This window comes from Agrobacterium sp. ICMP 6402 (assembly GCF_009498615.1).
Taxonomy (GTDB): domain Bacteria; phylum Pseudomonadota; class Alphaproteobacteria; order Rhizobiales; family Rhizobiaceae; genus Agrobacterium; species Agrobacterium burrii.
This window is the reverse complement of sequence record NZ_QSNV01000001.1, coordinates 124,314-138,516: the sequence shown is the minus strand read 5'-3', so window position 1 is coordinate 138,516 and position 14,203 is coordinate 124,314. Positions and strand designations below refer to the sequence as shown.

The following is a 14,203-nucleotide window of genomic DNA, read 5'->3' as shown; positions in this document are numbered from 1 at the left end:
TGTTTTTATGTTTCTTCTGGCGCTTAAATCTCCAAAAATGTAAATGTAGTCACATCGAACGGCGCTTCACGATGTTGATGACAGGCCGCTTCCGAAACTACACTTGTCATGGGAGAGAGAAGTATGACGGATTTTTACAAACTTGTTCCGGGTGCACCACAGGGGCGTTTTGACGGCATCGAGCGTACCTACAACGCCGCCGACGTGGAGCGGCTGCGCGGCTCCGTCGAAATCCGTCATTCGCTGGCCGAAATGGGTGCTAACCGGCTGTGGAAGCTGATCAACGAGGAGAGTTTCGTCAATGCGCTCGGCGCGCTTTCCGGCAATCAGGCCATGCAGATGGTTCGCGCCGGGCTGAAGGCGATCTATCTTTCCGGCTGGCAGGTTGCGGCAGACGCCAATACGGCGTCTGCGATGTATCCGGATCAGTCGCTTTATCCAGCCAATGCCGCGCCGGAGCTTGCCAAGCGCATCAACCGCACTTTGCAGCGTGCCGACCAGATCGAGACGGCGGAAGGCAAGGGCCTTTCGGTCGATACCTGGTTCGCGCCTATCGTTGCCGATGCGGAGGCCGGTTTCGGCGGTCCGCTCAACGCTTTCGAGATCATGAAGGCCTTTATCGAAGCGGGTGCGGCGGGTGTTCACTATGAGGACCAGCTGGCATCGGAAAAGAAATGCGGCCATCTCGGCGGCAAGGTTCTGATCCCGACGGCGGCGCATATCCGCAACCTGACGGCGGCGCGGCTTGCGGCTGATGTCATGGGTGTACCGACGCTGGTCATCGCCCGCACGGATGCGGAGGCCGCCAAGCTTCTGACCTCAGATATCGACGAGCGCGACCAGCCTTTCGTGGATTACGATGCCGGCCGCACCGTCGAGGGCTTCTATCAGGTCAAGAACGGTCTCGAACCCTGCATTGCCCGCGCGGTGGCCTATGCGCCCTATTGCGATCTCATCTGGTGCGAGACATCAAAGCCGGATCTCGAACAGGCGCGCAGGTTTGCGGAAGGCGTGCACAAGGTGCATCCCGGCAAGAAACTCGCTTACAATTGCTCGCCGTCGTTCAACTGGAAAAAGAACCTCGACGACGCGACGATCGCCAAGTTCCAGCGCGAACTGGGCGCGATGGGCTACAAGTTCCAGTTCATCACGCTTGCCGGTTTCCACCAGCTGAATTTCGGCATGTTCGAACTGGCGCGCGGTTACAAGGACCGGCAGATGGCGGCCTATTCCGAGCTTCAGGAAGCGGAATTCGCAGCTGAGGTGAACGGTTACACCGCCACCAAACATCAGCGCGAAGTCGGCACCGGCTATTTCGACGCCGTGTCCGTGGCGATCTCTGGCGGCATGTCCTCGACCACCGCCATGAAGGAATCCACCGAGCACGACCAGTTCCGCCCCGCGGCGGAATAAAGCTCCCTAAATGCCCTTCCCGTCGCCGGGAAGGGCTTGCAAATCGCATCAAGAACCCCAACCAATAATGAGAGGAGAAATGCCATGAATGCCCATAACCCCATCAAGACCCATGTTAAGGAACGCGCCGAGGAGCAGTCATCCGCCATGACGCAGGATCAGCAGGTCGCCATCCGCATGCTGGCCAATGATCTGCACCGCCTCAACCAGGCCGTCATGAAAGCCGTCGAGGCCGGCGTTTCCGTCGAACTGGTCCGCTCGGCCCGCCATCACGGTGGCGGCGGCAACTGGGGCGATCTGCTGATCCCGGTCATCGTCGCGCAGGGAAGTGCCGCAGCCTGAAATGCTTCAAGCCGGGCGGCTCTTGCGCCCGGCATATAAATCGGAATGTCCCTTGATGAGACGGGTCATCCGGTCCGCCACCGTCCTGATATCGCGGCGGTGGCGATCGTCATTGTTCATCACGATCCACTGATTGTGGCGAAGCGGTTCGATCTCGCCGCCCTCACGCATCAGCCGCGCATCGGCATCGCCGACGAAACAGGGAAGCACGGCAACCCCTGCCCCGGCCAGTGTCAGATCGAGCAGCGCCGTCGGCCGGTTCACCGTTACCACAATATCATTCTGCCGGTTTTCATGCGGCCAGCGCAAATAGGTGGAAATCGCGCTTTCCTCCGCCACCGCCAGCCAACGGTCAGCAACGGAAGTGGCGGCGTTGCGCAGCCTGTAGGGCGCATAGGCCACCTCCCCCGTCTTGATGGCGGCCAGGTTCTTTTCCTGCGGTTCGAAAGCGCGGATGCCAATATCGTTTTCGCGATGGGCCAGAGACGCCCTCTGTTCGGCAATAAAAAGATCGATGCGGAAATCATCGCGATCCGTGCAGATGGCGGAAAAATTTCCGGTCAGCAGCCAAGCATTCCAGGTGCCGACGGCAATACGCACGACAGAAGATGCCGATGACGCCTTCTGCCACCCTTCGATATCCTTCGCCGCACTCTCCATCGCCTGCAGCCGGTCGAACAGCACATGGCCATCCGCTGTCAGCGCATATCCAGCCTGGCTGCGCTGGAACAGGGCCTTGCCGACGCGTTCTTCGAGCTCGACCATGCGGCGTCCCACGGTTGCGGGGCTCAAACCCGTCACGGCGGCAGCACCCGTCAAGCCGCCGCCGCGTGACACATCGAGGAAAAGCTGGTAGGAATCCCAAGTGACGTTTTTCATTGGTGAAAAACGTAGCGCATTTTCTTGCGCAGATAAATCAAAAAACGGCGCGCATCATGGCCCTCCGCATTACGAGGAGAGTGATATGCATGCGATTTTTGCAGCCCGGGCCATCATCGAAAACCAGCAGCCGCGCACGCGGCGCGAGGCCATTCAGCAGGAAGAGAAATTTTATACCGACATGGCGCAGGCATCACGGCTGTGGCGGCTTTTCAGCGCGCTGATCAGCATGATGAGGGCGAAGAGCGGTCGGTCAGTAAAAGAAAGCGATCAGGGTGGCGATAGCGCCGGCTGCGATAACGCTCAGGCGAAGGGCCACCTGCCGGCTCTCGCTTTCAGCGCGGGCGATGGCAATGGCGCGAGGGCGGCGATGTGCAGATCTGTTCATGCGCGGGCTCCTGACGAAAAACTCAACCGACCCATGCCCTGTTAAGAGCCTCTCCAGCAGGACATCATGTGCAGCGGGATCATTGGATGACCCGGCTTTGCTGGCATTCTATCAGGATGACTCCGCGCCCATTAACAAGATGTTAACAGGGCGTGGTTTCAGGCAAATTCGCCCGCCGCCTGCCCCGATGCCCAGGCCCACTGGAAATTATAACCACCCAGCCAGCCGGTCACATCAACACATTCACCGATGAAATAGAGGTTGGCCATCGATTTCGCCGCCATGCTGCGGGAATCGAGGCCAGTGGTGTCCACGCCGCCAAGCGTAACTTCCGCCGTGCGATAACCTTCCGAACCGGCAGGCTTGATCTGCCAGTCCTGCACCTGTGCGGCCAGCTTTGTAAGAGCCTTTTCGGACATATCGGCGAGATTGCCGGTCAGGCCGGATTGTTCGACCACATGCTGGGCAAGCCGTTTCGGCAGGATTTCCGCAAGGGCGGTCTGGGCCGACTGGCGGCCGTTCTTCTGTTTGGCCTCTTTCAGCAGTGCGACGATATCCCGCCCCGGCTCCAGTTTCAGGCGGATCGTATCGCCCTCGCGCCAATAGGAGGAGATTTGCAGGATCGACGGGCCGCTCAAACCACGATGGGTGAATAGCAATGCTTCGTTGAAAGCCGTCTTGCCGTGGGAAATTTCGGCTGGAACGGCGACACCGGCAAGCGGGCTCAGCTTTTCGAGTGCAGCAGGATCGAGCGTCAGCGGCACGAGGCCAGGACGTGTCTCGATGAGGGCCAAACCAAATTGCTCGGCGATCTGATAGGCAAAACCCGTCGCCCCCATTTTCGGGATCGACTTGCCGCCCGTCGCAACGACTAAGCTTTCCGCCTCGATGACGCCGCCAGAAGTCGTTACGCGAAAACGCCCGCCATCACGGGCGACCGCCGAAACCGACGTTTCGAGCCCCAGCTTCGCATTCACCGCCTGCATTTCGCCAAGCAGCATGCGGATAATATCCTTGGCGCTGTCATCGCAGAACAGTTGGCCGAGTGTTTTTTCGTGCCAGGCAATACGGTGTTTTTCCACCAGCGCGATGAAATCGCGCGGCGTGTAGCGGGCGAGCGCGGATTTGGCGAAATGCGGGTTGGCGGAGAGGTAGTTCTTCGGCCCGGCATGGATATTGGTAAAATTGCAGCGGCCGCCGCCGGAGATGCGGATCTTTTCGCCCGGCGCTTTCGCGTGGTCGAGAATGATGACGGAGCGGCCGCGCTGGCCGGCGCGGATGGCGCACATCATGCCGGCGGCGCCCGCCCCCAAAATCAGCACGTCACATTTCTCTGTCATCATTCCATCCGATCCGTTTCCTTTCCTCTTTTCGAAGTGCCGCCCATTGTCAATGGCGCTTTCCCCCTCGCCAATTGCCAAACTACGGTTATGATGGCGCCAGTCGAAACACAGACCCGGTGATACATGCCCCCGAAGAAAACCATGCTCCGCCCGAAGAAACAGGCAACCATGGCAAAGACACCTCCCCTCGACCTTTCCTCCACCCGTGGCGTTTCCACCTGGCGCGAAGCCGCGCAATGGCTGAGAGCACGCGGGATCGAGGATATAGAATGCATCACCCCCGACCTTGCCGGCGTGGCGCGCGGCAAGATGATGCCGACGGCGAAGTTCACGGGCGATACATCGCTTGCCCTGCCGTCTGCGCTCTACCGCCATACGATCTCAGGCGAATATCCCGATGAGACCGCGAATTTCCGCTATGAGCCGCGCGACAGCGACCTGAAGCTTGTGCCTGATCTGTCCACGCTGTCCGTCGTGCCGTGGGAGAGCGACCCGACCGCGCAGGTGATCTGCGACGTGGTGGATGCCGAGGGCAATTCCGTTCCCTACACGCCGCGCAACGTGCTCAAGAATGTGGTTTCGCTTTATACCGAAAAGGGCTGGAAGCCGGTCGTGGCGCCGGAAATCGAATTTTACCTCGTCGCGGTCAACGACGACCCGGATTATCCGCTGCATCCGCCGAAGGGCCGTTCAGGCCGCTCCATCGTCGGCGGGCAGAGTTATTCCATCGCCGGCATCAACGAGTTCGACGAGTTGATCGACGACATCTATCATTTCTCGGAAAAACAGGGCCTCGAGATCGACACGCTGATCCACGAGGAAGGCCCGGCGCAGCTGGAAATCAACCTGCGCCACGGTGACCCGATCGAGCTTGCCGACCAGGTTTTCCTGTTCAAGCGCACCATCCGCGAGGCGGCGCTGAAGCACGGTATCTACGCCACCTTCATGGCCAAGCCGATGCAGGGACAGCCGGGTTCGGCCATGCATATCCACCAGTCGGTGGTGGAGATCGATAGCGGCCGCAATATTTTCTCGAACAAGGATGGCGGCCCCTCCAAGGAGTTCTTCTCCTTCGTGGGCGGCATGCAGCGTTACGTTCCCAACGCACTGGTCATGCTCGCGCCTTACGTGAATTCCTATCGCCGCCTGACGCCCGACATGGCCTGCCCGGTCAACAATGCCTGGGGCTACGATAATCGCACGACCGCCTTCCGGGTGCCGATTTCCAGCCCGCAGGCGCGGCGCGTCGAAAACCGCCTGCCGAGTTCCGACGCCAATCCGTATCTCGCGCTTGCTGCGTCGCTTGGCTGCGGCTGGCTTGGCATCGTCAACAATATCGAACCGACCGAACCGACCGCCGAGACGGCCAACGAAGGTTCCATCGACCTGCCGCGCGGGCTTTTGGAGGCCGTGGCGCTGCTGGAAGGCGAAGAGCAGTTCGACCGGGTGTTCGGCCATGAATTCGTCGGCCTTTACGCCGGCCTGAAACGCGGGGAGTTCGAAACCTTCATGCAGGTTATCAGCCCGTGGGAGCGGGAATTCCTGCTTCTCAACGTGTGAGGTAGCCCGAGCATGACATGGCAAAGCCCGATTGCGCCCGGAATTTCCTGGTATCAGGCAAGCGTCGGCGAGCGGCCGGACTATTCCGCGCTCGACGGCTCGAAACAGGTGGATGTCGCGATCATCGGCGGCGGTTATACCGGCCTTCAAGCCGCGTGTAACCTCGCCGAAAACGGCGTCTCGGTCGCCCTCATAGAGGCGCATCGTTTCGGCGATGGCGCGTCGGGCCGCAACGGCGGCCAGTTCGGCACCGGCCAACGCTCGTTTCCCGACGAGATGGAAGAACAGATCGGCTTCGAGCAATCCAAGGTGCTGTTCGACATTGCCGAGGATGCCAAAAACTACGTGCGCGACTTCGCGAGCAATCGCGGCATCGACATGGAATATCTGCCGGGGCAGCTCTATGTGGCGCACAAGGCCGCTTATGAGGACGATTACCGCAAAAGCGCCGATGCGATGAACAATCGCTACGGCTACCCGCATATTTCCTACATGGAACGCGGCGAAGCGCGCAAATGCGTTGGCTCCACCCATTATTTTGGCGGCACGCGTGATACCGGCACCGGCCATATCCATCCGCTGAAGCTGCTGGTCGGGTTGGCAAAGGCGGCGAAAGCTGCGGGTGCCGGCATTTACGAAATGACACCGGCGAATTCCATCCACCAATCCGGTGGCAAGACCATCATCGAAACGCCCTTCGGCACGCTTACCGCGACAAAGGTGCTGATTGCGACCAATGCCTATATCGGCAATCTGGAACCGGTGACGGCCGCCCATATTATGCCGATCCGCTCCTTCATCGGTGCGACAGCGCCGCTCGACGCTTTTCCCGACATTATTCCCGGCAAGGAAGCCGTAGCGGATTCGCGTTTCGTGGTGCGATACTTCCGCAAGACGGCCGACAACCGGCTGCTGTTCGGCGGACGCGAGGCCTATACCGCCGATACGCCGCGTGACATTTCCAGTCATATTCGCAGACAAATCGCTGAAATCTATCCCGCGCTGAAGGATATCGACATCACCCATTCCTGGGGCGGCTCCGTCGGCATCACCCTGCCGCGGCAAGTGTTCGTGCGCGAAGTCATGCCGGGCGTCACCTCCATCGGCGGTTATTCCGGCCATGGGGTGATGCTGTCGAATTATTGCGGCAAGCTCTATGCCGATCTCGTTCTCGGCAGACAGGACATGCTGGCGCCCTTCGCGCGTCTGAAGGTGCCGTCCTTCCCCGGCGGGGCATCTCTTCGTGCGCCGCTGCTTTTTCTGGCATTGTCATGGTACGCATTGCGGGACAGGTTTTAGGATAATGTTTACAGCCGGTTACCGAAACAGAACGGGCGAAAAAAGCCAAAATTCATAATTTCACATAACTGAGTCTGGCATTTTTAAATCGATTAGATTATTGATGCCCCAACCTTTGAAGATCGAGAGAATCGATATGAGCAGTCAGATCATTCCTGTTGAACCTTTTGATTGTGTCGTTTTCGGCGGCACGGGCGATCTTGCCGAGCGCAAGCTTCTGCCGGCCCTTTATCACCGGCAGGTCGAAGGCCAGTTCACGGAGCCGACCCGCATCATCGGTGCGTCGCGTTCGGTCATGAGCCATGAGGAATATCGCAAATTCGCGCAGGACGCGCTGAAGGAGCACCTGAAGGCCGGCGAATATGACGACGCGCAGGTCACGCTGTTCCTCAACCGGCTTTTCTATGTGCCTGTTGATGCCAAGGGCAGCAATGGCTGGGACGTGCTGAAGAAGCTGCTCGATGAGGGCAAAGAGCGCATACGCGCATTCTATCTGGCCGTCGCGCCGGGCATTTTCGGCGACATTGCCGACAGGATCCGCGAACACAAGCTGATCACCCGCTCGACCCGCATCGTCGTCGAAAAGCCGATCGGCCGTGACCTTGCTTCGGCGCAGGAACTGAACGACACCATCGGCCACGTCTTCAAGGAAGAGCAGATCTTCCGCATCGACCACTATCTCGGCAAGGAGACAGTGCAGAACCTGATGGCGCTGCGCTTCGCCAACGCGCTTTACGAGCCGCTGTGGAATTCCGCCCACATCGACCATGTGCAGATCACGGTTGCAGAAGCCGTCGGTCTTGAAGGCCGTGCGGGTTATTACGACAAGGCCGGCGCGCTGCGTGACATGGTGCAGAACCATATTCTGCAATTGCTTTGCCTCGTGGCCATGGAACCGCCCGCCTCGATGAAATCGGAAGCCGTGCGTGACGAAAAGCTCAAGGTTTTGCGTTCGCTGAAGCCTATCGACACCAGCAATGTCGAAAAGCTGACCGTTCGTGGCCAGTACCGCGCCGGCGCTTCCGCCGGTGGTCCGGTGAAGGGCTATCTGGAAGAGCTGGAAGGCGGCGTTTCCAACACCGAAACCTTTGTCGCCATCAAGGCCGAAATCGCCAACTGGCGCTGGGCCGGCGTGCCCTTCTACATCCGCACCGGCAAACGCCTTGCGACCCGCGTTTCGGAAATCGTCGTCACCTTCAAGCAGATCCCGCATTCGATCTTCGACGATGCGGCAGGCAAGATCGAGGCCAACAAGCTGGTCATTCGCCTGCAGCCGGATGAAGGCGTCAAGCAGTCGCTCCTCATCAAGGACCCCGGCCCGGGCGGCATGCGCCTGCGTCAGGTGTCGCTGGATATGAGCTTTGCCGAAGCCTTCAACGTGCGCAGCCCCGATGCCTATGAGCGGCTGTTGATGGACACCATCCGCTCCAACCAGACGCTGTTCATGCGCCGCGACGAAGTGGAAGCGGCATGGGACTGGGTCGACCCCATTCTCAAGAGCTGGGAAGATCTGGCGCAGGGCGTGCAGGGTTATACTGCCGGCACCTGGGGTCCGAGCGGCTCGATCGCGCTCATCGAGCGTGACGGCCGCACCTGGCACGATGGAGATTGAGGATGACGGAGATGAGTGAGACATTGCATGTCTTCGACAGCGCCACTGAGCTCGCCTCCGCGCTGGCAACTGAAGTTGCCAGCCGCCTTTCGGCCGCAACGCAGGAGCGCGGCACGGCGAGCATCGCCGTTTCCGGCGGCTCGACGCCCAAGCTGTTCTTTCAGGCGCTTTCCAAACACGATCTCGACTGGCCCAATATCAGCGTGACGCTGGTGGACGAACGTTTCGTGCCGCCGGAAAGCGACCGTTCGAACCATCGCCTCGTTGCCGATAACCTGTTGCAGGACAAGGCAAAGGCGGCCTATTTCGTGCCGCTGTTCCAGCCGGCGGCCTCGCCGGAGGATGCGGCAACGCTCGCGACCGTCAAGACCGAGGCGATCTGCGATCCTTTCGACGTTGTCATTCTGGGTATGGGAACGGATGGCCACACGGCATCGTTCTTCCCCGGCGGAGACAATCTCTATGAGGCGCTCGACCTCGACGAACCGCGTGGTGTTCTGACCATGGCGGCGGAAAATGCGGGTGAGGAGCGGCTGACGTTCAACTTCTCAAGCCTGCATGACGCCGATTTTCTGGTGTTGCATATCGAAGGTGCGGCCAAGAAAGCGACGCTTGAAAAAGCGCAGTCGGGTGAGGATGAGGACGAAATGCCGATCCGCGCCTTGCTGAACCGGGCAGAAACGCCCGTCGACATATACTGGGCGCCATAAGCCAACGCGGCTGCCGTAACCGCGGCCCGCGAAAACGCCCGAAGACATGAAGACAGAAACACGACAACCGGCCGTTCACCTCCCGGAACGCCGGTTGCCGACCAACGAACAGGATGAACGCCCATGTCCGCCGATTCCCGCATTCAGGCCATCACCGCCCGCATCGTCGAACGTTCCAAGCCCTACCGCGAGACCTATCTCGAGCGGTTGCGGCTGCAGGTCTCAAAAGGCGTTCACCGTTCCGTTCTGTCTTGCGGCAACCTCGCACATGGGTTTGCTGTCTGTTCCCCCGCCGACAAGGACATCCTTGCCGGCGACCGGGTTCCCAATCTCGGCATCATCACCGCCTATAACGATATGCTCTCCGCACATCAGCCCTATGAGATCTTTCCCGCGATCATCCGTGATGCGGCCAAAGAAGCTGGCGGCATCGCCCAGGTGGCAGGTGCCGTTCCGGCCATGTGTGATGGCGTGACACAAGGCCAGCCCGGCATGGAGCTGTCGCTGTTTTCCCGCGATGCCATCGCCATGGCTGCCGGCATCGGCCTGTCGCACAACATGTTCGACGCCGCCGTCTATCTCGGTGTCTGCGACAAGATCGTGCCCGGCCTCGTGATCGCGGCACTCGCCTTCGGTCACCTGCCCGCCGTCTTCGTTCCCGCCGGCCCGATGACATCAGGCCTGCCGAATGACGAGAAATCCCGCATCCGCCAGCTTTATGCCGAAGGCAAGGTTGGGCGCGAGGAGCTTCTGGAAGCGGAATCGAAATCCTATCATGGCCCCGGCACCTGCACCTTCTACGGCACCGCCAATTCGAACCAGATGCTGATGGAGATCATGGGCTTCCATATGCCCGGCTCCTCTTTCATCAACCCCGGCACACCGCTGCGTGACGCGCTGACGCGCGAAGCGACCAAGCGGGCGCTCGCCATCACCGCGCAGGGCAATGAATTTACGCCGGCGGGCGAGATGATCGATGAACGGTCGGTCGTCAACGGCGTCGTCGGCCTGCATGCGACGGGTGGTTCCACCAACCACACCATGCACCTGATCGCCATGGCGCGCGCCGCCGGCATCATTCTCACCTGGCAGGATATTTCCGATCTCTCGGATATCGTGCCGTTGCTCGCCCGCGTCTACCCCAACGGGCTTGCGGATGTGAACCACTTCCACGCCGCCGGCGGCATGGGCTTCCTCATCAAGCAGCTTCTGAAACAGGGCTTTGTGCATGACGATGTGCGCACCGTCTTCGGACAGGGTCTCGCAGCCTATACCGTGGATGCCATGCTGGACGAAAAGGGCGCGGTCGCGCGTCAGCCCTCCCCCGAGCAGAGCCACGACCGGAAGGTGCTTTCCAGCATCGAAACGCCGTTCCAGCCGACCGGCGGCCTGAAGATGCTGACGGGCAATCTCGGCAAATCGGTCATCAAGATTTCCGCCGTCAAACCGGAACGCCACATTATCGAAGCACCCGCGATCGTCTTCGACGACCAGCAGGCACTTCAGGATGCCTTCAAGGACGGCAAGCTCAACCGCGACTTCATCGCCGTCGTCCGCTTCCAGGGGCCGAAGGCCAACGGCATGCCTGAACTGCATCGCCTGACGCCGCCACTCGGCGTGTTGCAGGATCGTGGTTTCAAGGTGGCGCTGGTGACGGACGGGCGCATGTCCGGCGCTTCCGGCAAGGTGCCGGCCGCCATCCACGTCACGCCGGAAGCTTCCGATTGCGGGCCGATCTCGCTCATCCGCGATGGCGACATCATCCGTCTCGATGCTATTTCCGGAACGCTGGAAGTTCTCGTTTCCGCTGCCGAACTGGCAAAGCGCGAACCGGCACGCGCCGATCTTTCCGGCAATGAATGGGGCATGGGCCGCGAACTTTTCGCCCCCTTCCGCCGCAATGCCGGCCCGGCCGATCAGGGCGCCAGCGTGCTCTTCCATTGATTTTTTGAGAGGCGAAGGCCGATACGGCTTTCGCCTCTCAACCCTGCTTTGCGGTATCATTTCACCGCACTTTCTCGCCCCTGATAATCCGGCGCAGAAACAGCTTTATTTCCCATTTCTTAAAAGTCACACTTGTCATGCGGCTGTGATGATCGCCCTATAGGGCCTTCTCGAGCAACCGTGGGACGACGGTGCAGTTTCGGATGATGGGGCCAGGACATGACAATTTTCTCAAGCAAACGCCGCGATGTGCTGAAGCTTATGGCCGGCACCGCCGTGCTGCCGCTGATTGCGTTGGCAACACCAGCGATGACGCAGGACGTGGCCCTGCGCACCATCGTCATCTCCGATCTGCATTCGGCCTATGAACGCATCGGCCAGCTTCTTGCGGCCATCGAAACGCGCATCGCTGCCGACAAGGCGCCCCACATCATTCTGCTAAATGGCGACCTGTTCGAACTGGGCAATGCGGTGGCCACCCGTTCGGCCGGCGAAATCGAATGGACGTTTCTCGCTGCACTCGCCAAGCTCGCCCCCACCGTCATCAATATCGGCAATCATGAGCCCGATATCGATAATGATCTTGCCAATTTCGTCAGCCGCGCCCAGGCACTCGGTATCACCGTTCTGTCTAACATCATCGATAAGCGCAACGGAAAGCCCTATGCGCCTGATAGTGCCGAGGTGAGCGTCGGCGGGCGGCAAATCATCGTGACGGGTCTCGCCACCAATGCGATCAACACCTATCCGAAGGCGACGCGCGAGCTGCTCGACATCCCGCAGCCGGTCGAATGGGCGAAGGCCAATCTTCCGCAAATCGTTAAACCGGATGCGATTAACATCGTTCTCAGCCATGCCGGCGTCGTTGCCGACCGCGATATTCTGCCGCTGCTGCCGGATGGCACGCTGCTGGTCGGCGGTCACGATCACCTGAACTTCGTGCATGAACAGGGTGCCACGCGTTATGTCCATACCGGCTCATGGTGCACCTCGATGACGGTTGCGACCATCACCACCCCCGGCAAGGCTCCAGCCATTGAAACGATCGCGATCGATAGCGACACTCCCGCCTCCCCGGCCCTCAAAAGCCTGATCGAACAGACGCTCGAAAAGCACCTGACGGCAGAAGAACAGGCGGTTGTCGGTAAATCCGCCAAGGCAATGACTGTCGATGAGGCCGGCCGCCATGTGGCGCAGCTTATCGCTGCGAAAACTGGCGCGGATGTCGGTTTCATCGGCCATACGTCGCTCGGCGCCGGTCTGCCGCAGGGCGATATTCGCCGCTACGATTTCAACGCCTCGCTGCGTTTCGACGGCAAGCTGATGGTGACGGAAGTGGATGGCGAAGCGCTGACGCAAATCCTTGAGCGTTGCAACCAGGATGGCGACATTCCGCTCGCTGCGCGCACCGGCGACTATCTCTACGCCATGCCGGAAAAGCCGGAAACGAAACAACGCTACAAGCTGGTCTGCAACGACTGGTCGGCAACCAACCAGAAATCCTATTTCGGGCGCAGCGATCTGACCTTCGCTGAGGTGCCGGATGTGAAACTGAAGCAGACGGTTCTGGGCGGGCTTTCTTAAGCCAGCTTCTTCGCTTCGGCAAAACGCCGAGGCAATCATTGCGGGTTTGCGTGACCCTAATCTTGCGGAAAAAGAATAGATTCGTAGTCTTGCGCACCATTCAGAATATGCAGAATTTCCACACGTGCCTCAGCGATGCGATAAAAAACGAGATAGTTTTCATAAGGACGACGGCGGATGCCAGTTTGCTCGTAGCGGGGTACAAGCGGGAATGCGCGCGGCATTTCCGCCAGCCTTAAACACCGGTCAAGCAATTCGCCGACGAATGTTTCAGCCCGCCGCGGATTGTCGGATGCGATAAAGTCACCGATACGTTCAAGGTCAGTTTTGGCCTCGTCGGTCAGAACGACGATCACAAGCCGCGTTCTCTTGCCATTTTCCGATACTTGGCGTTCAGCTCCGATACGACGTCCCCGATCGGCGTGACGCGGCCCGCATCGGCATCAGCGACGCCACGCGCAATGGCGGCATCCAGAGCGGCCAGTTTCTTTTCACGCTCTTCCACCAGCCGAACGCCTTCGCGCAGTACTTCACTGCGGGAATTATATCGCCCCGACTTCACGAGATCGGAAACATAGTTTTCAAGGTGATCACCGAGATTCGCACTGCTCGACATGCCGATATCCTCTCTATCCTTTGCTTATACCATCCAGTGATAATAGTTAGCAATGACGGGAGATGTCGGTGAGCAACAGATTGGCCGATCCGGCCGTTCTACCGATAGCTGGAAGATTGCTCAGAAAGACCGGATATCGAGCTTCCGGTCTTTGTGCCCTGGGTGCGTGCTGAACACGAAAACGCGGTCCAGTTCCTTCTGCGTCAACATGCGCAGGAAGCGGACGTGGATGGTGTTGTTGGCGTTGACGCGCAACATCACGCAGCCGATCTTGGTGATGCGGGCGTCGGGAATATCGAGATAGAACTGGTTCGGCAGGCTGTATTTGGTCAGCAGCGCCAGCACCGCTTCGGTCTGGGAGATGCGGATGACATCGCAGCGCCGCGCCGCCATGTGCATGACGGCTTTTTCGGTATATTCGATGCGCGCCGCATTCATGGTGTCTTCCATACGAAACCGGCCTTCGCGGTCGTACATGAAGGATTCTTCCTTGCTCAGGTAATTGTTCCTGAT

Annotated in this window: 14 protein-coding genes; 9 read left to right on the top strand and 5 right to left on the bottom strand. The window is 59.6% G+C overall.

Annotated features, from left to right (window positions below):
• Positions 1-123: 123 nt before the first annotated feature.
• Both aceA and DXT96_RS00690 read left to right on the top strand, forming a co-directional pair.
• A complete protein-coding gene (aceA, locus tag DXT96_RS00695) occupies positions 124-1,413 on the top strand; it encodes an isocitrate lyase (protein WP_153513198.1) in 1,290 nt (429 codons plus the stop codon).
• An 84-nt stretch (positions 1,414-1,497) separates the two neighbouring features.
• Positions 1,498-1,755, top strand: coding sequence for a hypothetical protein (locus tag DXT96_RS00690; RefSeq protein WP_003515151.1), 258 nt, complete (start codon positions 1,498-1,500; stop codon positions 1,753-1,755).
• A gap of 6 nt (positions 1,756-1,761) precedes the next feature.
• Here DXT96_RS00690 and DXT96_RS00685 read toward each other — a convergent pair whose 3' ends face one another.
• Positions 1,762-2,634 (bottom strand): LysR family transcriptional regulator, encoded by an 873-nt coding sequence (locus DXT96_RS00685; RefSeq protein WP_153513197.1) that lies wholly within the window; start codon positions 2,632-2,634, stop codon positions 1,762-1,764.
• Between DXT96_RS00685 and DXT96_RS00680 the strand changes: the two genes are divergently transcribed.
• Positions 2,621-3,067, top strand: coding sequence for a hypothetical protein (locus DXT96_RS00680; RefSeq protein WP_246670513.1), 447 nt, complete (start codon positions 2,621-2,623; stop codon positions 3,065-3,067). The genes DXT96_RS00685 and DXT96_RS00680 overlap by 14 nt on opposite strands.
• 113 nt (positions 3,068-3,180) lie before the next feature.
• Here the strand turns inward: DXT96_RS00680 and DXT96_RS00675 are convergent, their stop codons facing one another.
• Positions 3,181-4,365, bottom strand: coding sequence for an NAD(P)/FAD-dependent oxidoreductase (locus tag DXT96_RS00675; protein WP_153513196.1), 1,185 nt, complete (start codon positions 4,363-4,365; stop codon positions 3,181-3,183).
• 123 nt (positions 4,366-4,488) lie between these two features.
• On the opposite strand from DXT96_RS00675, the gene DXT96_RS00670 reads away from it, so the two are divergent.
• The 6 genes from DXT96_RS00670 to DXT96_RS00645 all read left to right on the top strand — a co-directional run bounded on the left by DXT96_RS00670 (position 4,489) and on the right by DXT96_RS00645 (position 13,074).
• Positions 4,489-5,925 (top strand): glutamine synthetase family protein, encoded by a 1,437-nt coding sequence (locus DXT96_RS00670; RefSeq protein ID WP_149898599.1) that lies wholly within the window; start codon positions 4,489-4,491, stop codon positions 5,923-5,925.
• Positions 5,926-5,937: 12 nt separating this feature from the next.
• Positions 5,938-7,224: an FAD-binding oxidoreductase gene (locus DXT96_RS00665; protein WP_153513195.1), complete on the top strand. Its 1,287-nt coding sequence runs from the start codon at positions 5,938-5,940 to the stop codon at positions 7,222-7,224.
• A 136-nt stretch (positions 7,225-7,360) separates the two neighbouring features.
• A complete protein-coding gene (zwf, locus tag DXT96_RS00660; protein WP_149898597.1) occupies positions 7,361-8,836 on the top strand; it encodes a glucose-6-phosphate dehydrogenase in 1,476 nt (491 codons plus the stop codon).
• Between the two features lie 11 nt (positions 8,837-8,847).
• Positions 8,848-9,546, top strand: coding sequence for a 6-phosphogluconolactonase (pgl, locus tag DXT96_RS00655; RefSeq protein ID WP_153513194.1), 699 nt, complete (start codon positions 8,848-8,850; stop codon positions 9,544-9,546).
• Positions 9,547-9,669: 123 nt separating this feature from the next.
• Positions 9,670-11,490 carry a phosphogluconate dehydratase gene (gene edd / locus DXT96_RS00650; protein WP_153513193.1) on the top strand — a complete coding sequence of 607 codons (1,821 nt, stop codon included), beginning with the start codon at positions 9,670-9,672 and terminating at the stop codon, positions 11,488-11,490.
• Between the two features lie 219 nt (positions 11,491-11,709).
• Positions 11,710-13,074 (top strand): metallophosphoesterase, encoded by a 1,365-nt coding sequence (locus tag DXT96_RS00645; RefSeq protein WP_153513192.1) that lies wholly within the window; start codon positions 11,710-11,712, stop codon positions 13,072-13,074.
• Positions 13,075-13,130: 56 nt separating this feature from the next.
• On the opposite strand, the gene DXT96_RS00640 is transcribed toward DXT96_RS00645, so the two are convergent.
• The 3 genes from DXT96_RS00640 to DXT96_RS00630 form a co-directional block, all read right to left on the bottom strand.
• The gene (locus tag DXT96_RS00640) at positions 13,131-13,430 is read right to left on the bottom strand and encodes a type II toxin-antitoxin system RelE/ParE family toxin (protein WP_371418756.1); all 300 of its coding nucleotides are present in this window, start codon (positions 13,428-13,430) and stop codon (positions 13,131-13,133) included.
• Positions 13,427-13,690, bottom strand: coding sequence for a type II toxin-antitoxin system ParD family antitoxin (locus tag DXT96_RS00635; protein ID WP_153513191.1), 264 nt, complete (start codon positions 13,688-13,690; stop codon positions 13,427-13,429). The genes DXT96_RS00640 and DXT96_RS00635 overlap by 4 nt, the downstream gene beginning before the upstream one ends.
• 120 nt (positions 13,691-13,810) lie before the next feature.
• The gene (locus DXT96_RS00630) at positions 13,811-14,167 is read right to left on the bottom strand and encodes a hypothetical protein (protein ID WP_174373143.1); all 357 of its coding nucleotides are present in this window, start codon (positions 14,165-14,167) and stop codon (positions 13,811-13,813) included.
• Positions 14,168-14,203: the final 36 nt, after the last annotated feature.

Excerpts from the sequence above, each read along its gene's own strand:
- DXT96_RS00645 (WP_153513192.1), top strand. The coding sequence starts at position 11,710 with ATGACAATTTTCTCAAGCAAACGCCGCGATGTGCTGAAGCTTATGGCC.
- zwf (WP_149898597.1), top strand. The coding sequence starts at position 7,361 with ATGAGCAGTCAGATCATTCCTGTTGAACCTTTTGATTGTGTCGTTTTC.
- DXT96_RS00690 (WP_003515151.1), top strand. The coding sequence starts at position 1,498 with ATGAATGCCCATAACCCCATCAAGACCCATGTTAAGGAACGCGCCGAG.
- DXT96_RS00670 (WP_149898599.1), top strand. The coding sequence starts at position 4,489 with ATGCCCCCGAAGAAAACCATGCTCCGCCCGAAGAAACAGGCAACCATG.
- edd (WP_153513193.1), top strand. The coding sequence starts at position 9,670 with ATGTCCGCCGATTCCCGCATTCAGGCCATCACCGCCCGCATCGTCGAA.
- pgl (WP_153513194.1), top strand. The coding sequence starts at position 8,848 with ATGAGTGAGACATTGCATGTCTTCGACAGCGCCACTGAGCTCGCCTCC.
- DXT96_RS00675 (WP_153513196.1), bottom strand. The coding sequence starts at position 4,365 with ATGATGACAGAGAAATGTGACGTGCTGATTTTGGGGGCGGGCGCCGCC.
- DXT96_RS00685 (WP_153513197.1), bottom strand. The coding sequence starts at position 2,634 with ATGAAAAACGTCACTTGGGATTCCTACCAGCTTTTCCTCGATGTGTCA.
- DXT96_RS00630 (WP_174373143.1), bottom strand. The coding sequence starts at position 14,167 with ATGTACGACCGCGAAGGCCGGTTTCGTATGGAAGACACCATGAATGCG.
- DXT96_RS00665 (WP_153513195.1), top strand. The coding sequence starts at position 5,938 with ATGACATGGCAAAGCCCGATTGCGCCCGGAATTTCCTGGTATCAGGCA.
- DXT96_RS00635 (WP_153513191.1), bottom strand. The coding sequence starts at position 13,690 with ATGTCGAGCAGTGCGAATCTCGGTGATCACCTTGAAAACTATGTTTCC.
- aceA (WP_153513198.1), top strand. The coding sequence starts at position 124 with ATGACGGATTTTTACAAACTTGTTCCGGGTGCACCACAGGGGCGTTTT.